Source organism: Ignavibacteriota bacterium (genome assembly GCA_013285405.1).
Taxonomy (GTDB): domain Bacteria; phylum Bacteroidota; class Ignavibacteria; order Ignavibacteriales; family Ignavibacteriaceae; genus IGN2.
This window is the reverse complement of sequence record CP053446.1, coordinates 2,460,384-2,472,854: the sequence shown is the minus strand read 5'-3', so window position 1 is coordinate 2,472,854 and position 12,471 is coordinate 2,460,384. Positions and strand designations below refer to the sequence as shown.

The following is a 12,471-nucleotide window of genomic DNA, read 5'->3' as shown; positions in this document are numbered from 1 at the left end:
ATCAAACTAAGGAGAATATTAAATGTCTAAAAAACTTCTGTCTTTACTAATATCAACAATCCTTCTTGTTAACTGGGGATGTTCAGATGATGAACCAGTTACTCCGGGACAAAACGATTACACTCAAATCATAACAAATTATGCTGACGAAGTTGTTGTTGCAACTTACCATAAGCTGGAAGAAAAAACAGGTGAGCTAAAAACTGCTGTTGATTTATTTGTACAAACTTCTAACCAGGCAAATTTAGATGCAGTATGTACCGCGTGGAGAGATGCGAGAGAATCGTGGGAAATGAGTGAGGGATTTTTATTTGGTCCTGTCGCTTTTTTAAGTCTCGATCCATCGATGGATAGCTGGCCTTTAGATCAGGCACAATTGCAGGCAGTTCTGTCAAGTCAGTTTGATTTAACTCCAGAGTTCATTCGTAACGGTCTTGGGTATTCTCTCAGGGGATTTCATACAATCGAGTTTTTAATATTCATTGATGGGAATCCAAAAAATGCAGCCAATATGACTCAACGTGAAAAGGAATATTTGAGTTCAGTAACTCAAGTTTTACTTGAAGATACAGAAACTCTCCATAACGAATGGCACAATGGATTCAGAAATGAATTTGTTAAAGCCGGTTCATCAGGCAGCAGATATGCATCGCAATTTCAGGCAGTTCAGGAAATAATTGAAGGAATCATTGTTATTGCTGATGAAGTTGGTAATGGCAAGATTGGAACTCCGTATCATACAAAAGATGTTCAAAGTGTTGAATCTCAATTCAGTTGGAATTCCTTAACAGACTTTAAGAATAATATAATAAGCATCGAGAATTCTTACCTTGGAAGAAATCCATCCGGTATTGATGGAGTTGGTTTGGATGATTTTATCCGGAACATAAATCAGAATCTTGATACAAGAGTAAGACAGGAAATAACAGATGCTTACAACGCAATTGATGCAATACCTGCACCGTTCAGAAATAATCTATATGCTGATGCTGAAATAACTGCTGCCATCAACGCATGTAATACTTTGATGAACACTTTTCTGGAAGACGTAAAACCATTAATCACTAACTAATATTCAAATTATGCTATACAGAATTATAATTTTATTGTTCTCAGGATTACTGCTATCTATGCTAACTTCCTGTTCTGAAGATATAAACAATCCTGATCCACCATCACCTGTTGACCCCGCTGAAAAATATTCAGGAGGCGGAACAACAACTTTTATATTCAGCAGTCAGGCTTTCTCAAACCCTGCCGCTAATTTAGTAAACACATCACTTTCTAAACATTTAGTTGGTGATTTAAATTTTGAACAATCATTTGTAAAAGCACCCGCACCACTTAACAGTGGGCTTGGTCCTTTTTTTAATAATGTTTCATGCTTTAATTGTCATATTGCAGATGGAAGAGGCAGACCTCCACTTGGCAATGAAGCACTTGAAACGATGCTGATAAGAATTAGTATTGATGGAACAGGAACTAACGGTGGTCCCAATCCCGTTCCCGGATTTGGTGGACAACTTCAGGATAAATCTATCTTCGGATATGAACCAGAAGGTAATGTAATAATTAGTTATACTGAAATTATCGGAAATTATCCGGATGGAAATACATACTCTTTAAGAAAACCAACTTATCAATTAGCAGGACAAGTCCCATCTGGAGTTAATATTTCACCACGAGTTGCACCATTTGTTTTTGGATTGGGATTACTCGAAGCAATTTCTGAGACTGATATTCTCGCAAATTCTGACGAACTTGATTCAGATGGAAATGGGATTTCAGGTAAACCAAATTATGTGTATGATGACAGAGATCAGACAACAAAGCTCGGAAGGTTTGGTTGGAAAGCAAATCAACCGAATTTATATCAGCAATCTGCTGCTGCCTATGTTAATGATATCGGAATTACAAATCCATTATATCAATTAGAAAATTGTCATAACAATGCAGTATGTGACACACTTAGTGATGATCCTGAAATCTCAAATGAAATTCTTGAATCCGTTGAATTTTATGTTCAGACACTTGCAGTTCCCGGGAGAAGGAATTTTGATAAAGCTGATGTAATTGCCGGTAAGGAATTATTTATTTCAATTGGTTGTGGTAATTGCCATACACCGGAATTCACAACAGGAACTCATCCAGTATCTGAACTTTCAGACCAGAGAATTTTTCCTTACACAGATTTGCTTTTACACGATTTGGGTGATGAATTAGCTGATAACCGAACTGACTTTAGAGCTAATGGAAATGAATGGAGAACTCCACCACTATGGGGAATTGGATTGGTGAGTGTTGTTAACGGTCATACAAATTTTCTTCATGATGGAAGAGCAAGAAATATTGAAGAAGCTATACTCTGGCATGGAGGAGAAGCAGAACAATCAAAGAATAATTTTATGCAATTAAATATTTCAGATAGGAATCGTTTACTTGTATTTCTTAATTCTTTATGAAATTTCTGGTTGATAAAAATAACTTTAATTACAGAGATGATAAACAGAAGAATTACAATTGCAAGAAAAAATAATATTATAATCAAACAGTCTGACGACGATAGGTTTTTTCTCACTTACAATAACTCTGAGATCGTTTTTTCCTTCGCTGGCTTTCAACAACTATTAAATCAATTAGATATTATAAATAAAAAGAATATCGAGACAAAAGATTTCGATCTTAAAACCTACACCGGTGCATACCTTGTTACTATTTCCAGCGAGGATACTAATGATTTAGTTGAATTATTATCAGAAGTAGCAGCAAAAAGAAGACAAACTTGCAAAACATACAGCAGAAATTTTTTATTACAGAATTTATTCAACAACAGATTAAACTGAGATATGAAAGATTTATTACAAAAAGTCCAAACACACATTTCTGACTCTGGATTATTCTGGACGTACCTGGCAGCAAATATTTTGTTATTAACTTTTTTTGTGACGCTTTTCTATCTATAATCTGCAAGATCAGAAAAATTATTTCATTCTTGTCCGATTAAGGTTCTTAGCTATCGGTTATAAAAACAAAATTAGTAAAAATCCGTAATCGTCCCACCGGATCGGATACTTTTATTTCATAAATACTCTTCCATATAATAGTTCATAGTATATTCAGACCAACAAATTATTTTTAGTTTATAAATTAACCTGAATTTTATATTATTTATTATAATGAATAAAACAATTCATAAAGTTTATATCGGTTTATTTTTTACAGTTGGGATTAGTGTAGCTATTCTGCTTGGTGTAAATGGATATCAGTATTACTCAACACCACTTGAAGAAAGATTTTTCAGTTCTCAACACGAACTGTTAAAACCCAGCGGATATTGGGGACACGGTTTTGGAATTATCGGTACGTTGATGATGATCATTGGTGTCAGTACATATATGATCAGAAAGCGGTACAGAAAATTTTTTAATTTCGGTTACCTGAAGCATTGGCTCGAATTTCATATTTTCCTTTGCTCAGTTGGACCAGTTCTCGTTTTATATCATACATCCTTTAAATTTGGGGGAATAGTATCAGTGAGTTTCTGGAGTATGGTGCTGGTGGTTTTAAGCGGTGTTGTTGGAAGATTTATTTATGTTCAAATACCAAGAACTATCCAGGGACAAGAATTGAGTATAAATGAGTTAAGTTCAATGAAAGAAGATCTCGCAAAAAGAATCAGAACTGTTTTGAGTGAAGATGCTTCAACTCTTTCAGAGTTCGAAAGAATATCTTCTGCCGATCGTTACAAAGCTTTTAATTTATCGGCTGCTATTGGTTTTATTTTCAGGGATTATTTTGATTTAAAAAAAGTGATGAGACTACTCGGAAAGAGAATGGTATGGCTTGGAATAAATCCAACAGAAAGAAAAGAACTTCTCACAATGGCAAAATCAGAAATTATTGTAGCAAGACGAATTGCTTTTTTAAGAACATTTCAAAAGTTATTTCACTGGTGGCATATTTTCCATCTGCCATTTGCGATCACAATGTTTGTTATAATGATTATTCACGTTGCAGTTACAATTATTTTCGGTTACAAATGGATCTTTTAATTTAGTCAATGATTATTGAAGAGGAATGAAATGAAATTTAAACCCATTTACTTATACAGTGTAGTTGTTCTGATAGCGATTATCATACTAATCATCGTAGCTATTCAGGAAAATTCCAACTCAACTGATATTACAATTAATAACGAACAGAATATACCTGATGACGATGTTCACAAACAATTAAAGAATCAAATGAATTCTTCACCTGGTAAAGAAAATGTAAATGAGGAATACAAAAAAAGATTGGCTGAACTTGAGCAGGCAGTAAAAAAGAATCCGAATGATACAACCGCATTAAAGAACTATGCTGATTATCTTTCAGCTTCTCACAAAATGGACGAAGCAATTTCGTACTACAATAAAATTCTGGATATTAATCCAAAAAGGACAGATGTTTATTTCTCGCTCGCATTAATCTATTACAACCAGCAGGATTTCGTTAAATGTGAAGAAGTAAATAAAAAGGTACTTGCCTTCGATCCAAAAAATCAAATGGCACTTTTTAACATTGGTGCAGTTGCAGCAACACAGGGGAATAAAGAAAAAGCGAAAGAAATCTGGAATAAAGTGATTTCAATTAATCCGGAAAGTGAAACGGCAAAGTTAGCAGAAGAGTATTTGGGTAAACTTTAAATTTTCTTAAAAATATTATCTTGATTTTCTTGAACGGATCCTTGAAAAAATAAAATAAATTATGGATGCCAGTAAAAGAATCGTCAACACATTAACAATACTCACTGGTGAGGCTTGTTCAATATTTATTGGAGATGAATTGCCTGACAAAACAAACGCAGACCAATAGTAGGGATTTGCCGAATAATTTTTTATAAAGTCCAGTTTTGTTTGTCTTAATGCTTCGGTTTTGGATTTTCCATTCGCCAGATGAGTATAAAAATCCTTCATAAAAAATGATGTGTATTTATCATTCACATCCCACAAAGAAACTAATACGCTTTTACTTCCGGCATCAAAGAAAGCTTTTTGCATTCCTATAATTCCTTCCAGCTTCATCAAGTCTGCCAAGACCCGAACGACAGGAACTTAATACAACTAAATCACTATTCAGATTTAATTGAACAATTTCGCCAAGTTCTAAAAATCCGTCATCCTGACCATCATTTTGATTTGCAAATAAAATTAGTGGCTGATCTTTGATCAGAAAAGAATGTGTTGAGATATGGATAACATTACTTTGATGCGCATTATTTTTAAAGTTAGTTTCTGTTGCTTCTTCTGATTTAAATATCAGGTTGCTGTTAATTGTTTCATCTATACTTTCAATTTCGTTTTTCGAATATTTCAGAGGGGACAATGAAATACTTCTTGAATTTGTGGGGTTTATGTTCAATAATCCACTTCGCACACTTAGCGAATATTCTGAATCCATTATGTATGGATCACCGATAAGTAAATTTTGATCGCTCACATTTACAGAATTATAATTCTGCATAATATAAATAGTTGATGAAGGTGAATATGATATTTTATAATCGTTAAGCAGAAAACTTTTATCACTATATAAATAAGGACTCTCTCCTGTTCTCCATTCTGTAACTAACATTTCAACCGGAAATTTTAAAAGCTCTGTTGGCAGATTAAAAATCAGGTTTGAATTTTTTGGAATTGAAACAAGAAAATCTTTAAACACTGAATTATACAGTTTGAACGAAGCTAATGCATTGAATGAGAATAAATCTTCATTGATATAAATTTCCTGACTTTCCAGATCGGACTGATAAACCGGTGATACACTTTGCAGCATCGCAATGAGACTATCACGATTTATCGGTAAAGTTTTAAAATTGAAATTAGCTGAACTTAAACTGAACAGGGTTAAAAACTCATCACTGACATACACTGATATTATATAATCATCATCTGTAAAACCTTTCTGCAATTCAGAAATATCTAATGAATAGTCAGAGTTAAGTAAAGCTTCAAGTTCTTTTGAACGCGAACTTAAATTTTTTGTGAAGTCAGCTAATAACTGATCAAGTGAGTCTGTCACAGATTTATCATACAACCCGGAAGTAATCATCCATTGTAAATCAATCAACTGTTTGTACTCGCTTTCATTTTTAAGATGCGCAAGCAGTTTTAATCTGTTAAGATTTGATTTTGTATTCCGCGATCTTGCTTTATCAATTATAAAAAATGCTTCCTTGCCTTTTCCCTGCTTTAAATACAATTCAGCAAGTGAGTTATACACTGAATTCACTCCTGAAAAATGTGATATCTGAATTTCCTGATTAAGCGTCAACGATAAAGAAATTCTTTCAATTATTTTAATAGCATTATTGTACCAAGTTTCTGCTTTTGAATATTCAGTTCTTTCATCAAAATTCTTTCCCAGTAAATATGCAGCTTCGATTTGATTATTGTAATCATGCACTTCACCACTAATATTGAAAGCGTTTTCAAGATTCCTGTCTGATAAATTATTCTTTCGCTGTGCACAAAAAATTTTCCCTTTGTAAAATTCCTGCACTCCAAAAAGTTGTGTGAGATCATATTTTTTTGATAAAGTTTGAACTTGATTTAAAAGTTTTAATGCTTTGTCATAATTATTTTGCTGATATGAATTGTGAGCAAGTTCAGTTTTAATCAATAATGAACTATAAATATCATCAACATATTCTGCGAGGCTAAGTGCCTTTTCAAAGTAGTTTTCAGCCGCTGCTAAACTATCAACTGAAGTGAGAACGGTACCAATTTTTGAAAATAATTTAATCTGTTCATAAGGTGATTCTGTAGATGATATTTTCGATTCGGTTTTCATTAAAATTTCAAGAGCTTCATAAGGTTTGTTGACATTGAAGTATAATGCACCAATCCCCTGTTCGATTTTGAGGATCGAAGAAACATCCTTTACTGAATCTGCAATAGCTTTTGCAAGCGAATAATATTCCAGAGCTTTTGCATAATTAGATTCGTTCGAGTAAACATCACCAAGCCCGGTGAGGTTCAATATTTTAGCAAATTTATTTTCACCGGCATGAGTTAAACCTTTTTTGAAGTATTCGAACGCTGAATTGTAATTAGAAATCTGCAAGTATAATGAGCCAATGTTACTTGAAAGATAAGATAATCTCTCTGTGTTTTTTATTAGTTCATAGAGTTCCAAACTTGTTTCATAATTCTTGCGTGAATCAATAAGATTATTCGTATATGTATAAGAAACGCCCAATTCAGAATGAAGAAAAGCCAGCAATTCTGTATTCTCAATAATTTTTGCCATCTCAATAGCCTGATGAAAGTCATCTCTTGCTTCATAGATTTCTCCATAAAGATCTTTAATAATTGCAAGGTTAGCAACAGATTTTATTTCTTCAATTTTATTCCCGGTTGATTGAGATTTTTTCAACGCTGATTTATATTCGGCATTTGCTTTATCATATTCACCCGACAGATAATATATTGTTCCTTTCAGATTAATAATTTTGGCAAGAAACGGATCATTGTCCGAACATAATTTTTCTGCTTTGAGAAGACAGATGAAAGATTTATCATAGTTACCGAGAATTCTATATGCATTTGCAAGTTGAACAAAAAGTTCCTTAAAAATAAAATTCTGGTTAACTAATAATTCTAATTTCTCAACTCCAACTGTTGTTTGCCCATTTTGAAATTCAACCATTGCTTCAAGATATAAATAGAATGGATTACCAGAACCATCTTTACGAACCTTCAGCCAGTCTGTTATTTTATTCAGATTATCAGAAATTTTAGCCGATAAAGCTAACTCCTCATAAAACCCCGGATAAGTTGGAAGCTTATCAAGCAATGAAAAAAATCCTTTGAAAGATTCCTCATATCGACCTGACCTTTTTTCCAACAATGCTGAGAGGTATTCTCTTTCAAATGAAGGTTGAAAAGATTTTAAACTTAATTGAATTTTTTGTTTATCAATTGGATTGTTTAATATAAGATCAAGATAGTATTTGAATTTTTTTGAGGTTTCTGCAAGCGAATCTGTATTTGAAAATTTTTTAGGATTATCTGATTCTGAGGATGAGCCGGATTGATTAAAATTTAACTTGCCTCCGAATATCAGCAAAGCTAAAATCAAAAAAATAGCAAAGACAATAAAATTTTTTAAATGAAACATCGATCAATTCTTCTCCAGCTCAGAAATTAATTTTGCTGCTTCTGGTGCAAAACTACCATTACCTTCGATAACTTTTTGGAAGTTTGAAATTGCAGAATTGCTGTCATCAATTAAGAGATATGCTCGCCCGAGATAGTAGTAAGTATTCAGTTTCAGACTTTCATAGCTTCCTGAATTATTTTTATCAATTGATTCATTAAAGTTGGTAATTGCTAAATTAACATTTTCAATGTTATAAGAATTGAACAAGCCCAGGAAATCAGACTCAGAGGCACGGAGATAAGTGAGCCCCAAAACGTAGTGAGAATAAAAAATTGATTTTTCATTTTTATGCTCATCAATATCCTGTGATAAAAACTCAATAGCTTTAGAATAATTTTTCTCGTCAATAGCATTTAAACCCTGTTGAAATAATGGTGAAGTTCTTCCACGTGTTAAATAGGAATTTTCACTTTCGTTTTTAAAAATATTTCTTTTGTAATCAGGTGTTATTGAAGATGAAACAAAGAACAACCCAATGTAGGAAACAACAATCACTACCATTGCAGCAACCGCATATTTGAAGAAGCTTGTTCGCTTAAATATAGAATTATTGATAGAAATACTTTTGCCGGATTCTGATTTTTGAGTTACAGATTTACTTACATGTTCATCTATCAGCGAGTATTCGGTTCTTAAATCGTTAAAAACATTTTTACATTCTGCACAATCTGCAAGGTGAGTTTTTATTCTTCCACTGAGAATTTGCATTATTTTATCACCTGAATCATTCTCCTCTTCATACAAAATATATGATGCTAATAATTCCGCAGGTATATGTCCACCCAATGAAATTGATGATTTGAGTTTGTTATAAATATTAATGAATGACTTTATCTCAGCATCCTTCTCAGAATATTGCATTAATAATTTCTGTTCATTCTCTGTCAAGTTCTGCTTATCAAGCAGTTCAAATATTTTTTCTTGATTTTCCATTGCTACCAATTTTATTGATTATCAACCATTTAGTATCACAGATAATGATTTCGTGACATTTATTCTAATTTTTCCTTCAACTCAAGTAAAGTCCTGTAAAACATTTTCTTAACAGCAGCTTCATTCTTGTTCAATTTCTCAGCAATCTCATTGAATTTCAAATCACCCCAAAATCTTAGTTTGACAATTTCCTGTTTCTCTTCACTTAGTGTATTCATCAGATTCAAGACTCGTTCAGCGTCAATTATATCCGCAGCTTCTGAAAATTTATCCGGTGCCGGCAGATTTTCTTTAAGTGAGGAAAAAGTTTTATTTTTTTCTGATTTATACCATCTAACAAAGTTTAAGAACAACACTCTTCTGAGCCATTTTTCAGGTTCATTAACGATTTGATACTGCTCAGCAAAAGAAAGGTAAACATTTTGCGTAAGGTCGTCCACATCATCAAGATTTTTTATTCTCTTCTGATTGTATTTTGATAGATAATAAGAATAAGAAATCTGACGAATGTATGCGGATAGTTTCGAGAAGGATTGAGAATCGCCATCCTTTGCCCTCTGAAGAAGAAGATTTAACTCCTGACCAGAAATATTTAAATAATTGATGTTTCTCTCTTTATTTTTGTCACGAAATTACTAAACTTGATACTAAGTTAAAAAAACGCGTTAGGATATGAAGCAAAAAGTATTATCGCTGGTAATTTTTATTACCGCTGTTCTGGCAGCTCAGCCTGAATTGGACATTAAGCCAAACAAAATTGAATTTGAAGATCTATTCAGCAGAATAGATTATACATATTTAATTAATAAAGGCAATGCAGTTCTTACGATAGACAGCATTGATTATAATCGTTCCGATTATATTCTGGATTTTGAGGAAAATCAACAGATCCCTTTCACGATACTTCCGAATGACTCAGTCAAAATGAATGTTACTCTTGTGGGTTTTTATTATATAACATATAGCGATACTTCGGATACAATGTTTGTTTATAATAATGGGATAAATAATGTTGAAGAACTTAAAGTGGAAATAGAATTTTATGAGGATGATTTCGGTTTTGTTGTTGGAACTGTCCGAGATAGCCTCACACCGCTTGACAGTACTTCAATTTACTTTTTCTATAACGGAATTTATTTAATCGACAAAGCTATAACAGATGCATCTGGGAATTATCAAGTAGAATTGCCTGAAGGTGATTACACAATTGCCGCAGAAAGAAACGGTTACTATGTTTTGTTTAAAGATAGTACTTATGATCCGTTTTTTGCAGAACTAATTGAAATTGATGATGACGATACTTTGACCGTCAATTTCAATATGAAGCGGATTACTAACTTCACAAATTCTGTTTCCGGACAGGTTTTCGATTCAACTAACACTATAAACATTGACAAAGGAATCATTATTGTAAGAACAGGTACACACGTTCCTTCTCCGCTATCAAAAGGAAACCAATTTCTTACAGATACATTGAACGCTTTTGCCGGTTTCGTTAAACCGGATGGAAGTTATACAGTTTATGCGGAATTGAGCAGCTACTATTTCCTTCAGGCATACACAAATAATTTTTTACCAGGATATTACAATGATGAAGGAGTTGCATCTGTCTTCTGGCAGAATGCAGATTCAATTTATATTAATGGTGGCGTTACAGATAAAAATATTTCACTGGTGCGGGACTCATCTTACGGAAATGGAACTATTCAAGGTTCGATCAATTTTACTTCATTCTCCGACCAGACAAATTATGAAGGCATAACTCTTCTCGCACGAAACATTAACACAAATGCTTTATACTCTTATAATTTTGGAAAAGAAAAAGCAAACTATAGTATATATAATATTCCTTACGGCACATACGAAATTGTTGCACAGAAAATCGGTTTTGATAATGCGTTTAGTCAAATCGTAACAATAGATTCATTGAATGTGATAGCGGGTGGAATAAACATAACTTTCATTATTGATGACATATCTGATGATGTTCAGATTTCTAAAGATTATTTTTTACATCAGAACTATCCGAACCCATTTAATCCAACAACAAATATTTCATTTTATTTACCATCCACTTCTTATGTCCGATTAAAAGTGATTAATATTCTTGGCGAAACTATATCAAATCTGATTGATGATGAACTTTCATCCGGTTTACATTCGGTTGTATTTGATGGAAAAGGATTATCATCAGGAATTTATTTTGTGATTCTTGATGCAAATCACTTCAGACTAAGCCGAAAAATGCTGCTTCTGAAGTAACACAAAATTAAATTTACTTTTCACTTTCAAATCTCAAAAACTTCTGATTGTTTGAATTTGATTGATTAAATTAGTGAGTAATTAATCATTTCATTTAAATTTGAATACAAAATCTGACAACAACAAAAGTTTTATTAAACGTGGATTGAAAACCACGTTAACCGGAATAATTACCAGCTTCGTTCTCGCAGCAGTAAAAATCTTTACTGGAATTATTGGAAATTCATACGCACTTATTGCTGACGGTATTGAATCGCTCACAGATATTTTCACTTCTTCGATTATTTTAACCGGATTATATTTTGCCGCAAAACCCGCAGATGAAAATCATCCTTATGGTCACGGCAAAGCTGAACCGTTTGCCGGAGTTGCAGTTGCCTTCGGAATTTTTATTGCTGCAATGGCAATTATCGTTCAAAGTGTGTACGAAATCATTACACCTCATCACGCACCAGAACCTTTTACATTAATTGTACTCATATTTGTAATCATAACTAAAGAAACATTGTTCAGGTTTGTAATTAAAGTTGGCACAACTGCAAACAGTGTTGCAATTAAAAGTGATGCATGGCATCATAGAAGTGATGCAATAACTTCAGCAGCAGCATTCATCGGAATTTCAATAGCTCTGATCGGTGGAAAAGGATATGAATCTGCTGACGACTTCGCTGCTTTATTTGCGTCAGTGATAATAATTTTCAATGCGTATAGGATTTTCAAGCCTGCACTTTTTGAACTTCTCGATACAGCACCTCCTACTCAGATAATTCAAAAAGTAAGAGATATAGCAGGAAAAGTTGAGAATGTTATGGGGATTGATAAATGCTACGTACGCAAAATGGGTTTTGATTACTTCGTTGATATTCATGTATTAGTTGATGCAAACCTTCCTGTCTATAAAGGACATGAAATTGCACATAAAGTGAAAGATGAATTGATGAAAGAATATTCAAACATTACTAATGTTCTCGTCCATATAGAACCATATTTCCCGAGTCAGATAAATTAATACTTCAATTAAATTCTTCATTATTTAAAACTCACTCAATAATCCCTATAAATCTCTCGGTGACG

General features: G+C 33.0%; 11 protein-coding genes. 7 read left to right on the top strand and 4 right to left on the bottom strand.

Going from position 1 to position 12,471, the window contains the following annotated elements; all coding sequences use genetic code 11:
* Window positions 1-22: 22 nt before the first annotated feature.
* The 5 genes from HND39_10760 (at window position 23) to HND39_10740 (ending at window position 4,685) form a co-directional block, all read left to right on the top strand.
* Entirely contained in the window at window positions 23-1,072 is a 1,050-nt protein-coding gene (locus HND39_10760) for a peptidase M75 (protein ID QKJ96721.1), read from the top strand.
* 10 nt (window positions 1,073-1,082) lie between these two features.
* Entirely contained in the window at window positions 1,083-2,462 is a 1,380-nt protein-coding gene (locus tag HND39_10755; GenBank protein ID QKJ96720.1) for a thiol oxidoreductase, read from the top strand.
* A gap of 36 nt (window positions 2,463-2,498) precedes the next feature.
* Entirely contained in the window at window positions 2,499-2,843 is a 345-nt protein-coding gene (locus HND39_10750; protein QKJ96719.1) for a hypothetical protein, read from the top strand.
* 333 nt (window positions 2,844-3,176) lie between these two features.
* Window positions 3,177-4,052 (top strand): hypothetical protein, encoded by an 876-nt coding sequence (locus HND39_10745; protein ID QKJ96718.1) that lies wholly within the window; start codon window positions 3,177-3,179, stop codon window positions 4,050-4,052.
* A gap of 30 nt (window positions 4,053-4,082) precedes the next feature.
* On the top strand, window positions 4,083-4,685 hold the full coding sequence (locus HND39_10740) for a tetratricopeptide repeat protein (protein QKJ96717.1): 603 nt from the start codon (window positions 4,083-4,085) through the stop codon (window positions 4,683-4,685).
* A 15-nt stretch (window positions 4,686-4,700) separates the two neighbouring features.
* Here the strand turns inward: HND39_10740 and HND39_10735 are convergent, their stop codons facing one another.
* The 4 genes from HND39_10735 to HND39_10720 are packed head-to-tail and all read right to left on the bottom strand — an operon-like array spanning window position 4,701 to window position 9,575.
* On the bottom strand, window positions 4,701-5,063 hold the full coding sequence (locus HND39_10735) for a CHAT domain-containing protein (GenBank protein ID QKJ96716.1): 363 nt from the start codon (window positions 5,061-5,063) through the stop codon (window positions 4,701-4,703).
* Window positions 5,020-8,160: a tetratricopeptide repeat protein gene (locus HND39_10730; protein ID QKJ96715.1), complete on the bottom strand. Its 3,141-nt coding sequence runs from the start codon at window positions 8,158-8,160 to the stop codon at window positions 5,020-5,022. The genes HND39_10735 and HND39_10730 overlap by 44 nt, the downstream gene beginning before the upstream one ends.
* 3 nt (window positions 8,161-8,163) lie before the next feature.
* Window positions 8,164-9,135, bottom strand: a complete 972-nt coding sequence (locus tag HND39_10725; GenBank protein ID QKJ96714.1) for a hypothetical protein — start codon at window positions 9,133-9,135, stop codon at window positions 8,164-8,166.
* Window positions 9,136-9,194: 59 nt separating this feature from the next.
* Window positions 9,195-9,575, bottom strand: a complete 381-nt coding sequence (locus tag HND39_10720; GenBank protein ID QKJ96713.1) for an RNA polymerase sigma factor — start codon at window positions 9,573-9,575, stop codon at window positions 9,195-9,197.
* Between the two features lie 232 nt (window positions 9,576-9,807).
* On the opposite strand from HND39_10720, the gene HND39_10715 reads away from it, so the two are divergent.
* Window positions 9,808-11,397, top strand: coding sequence for a carboxypeptidase regulatory-like domain-containing protein (locus HND39_10715; protein ID QKJ96712.1), 1,590 nt, complete (start codon window positions 9,808-9,810; stop codon window positions 11,395-11,397).
* Between the two features lie 100 nt (window positions 11,398-11,497).
* A complete protein-coding gene (locus HND39_10710; GenBank protein ID QKJ96711.1) occupies window positions 11,498-12,406 on the top strand; it encodes a cation transporter in 909 nt (302 codons plus the stop codon).
* Window positions 12,407-12,471 lie beyond the last annotated feature (65 nt).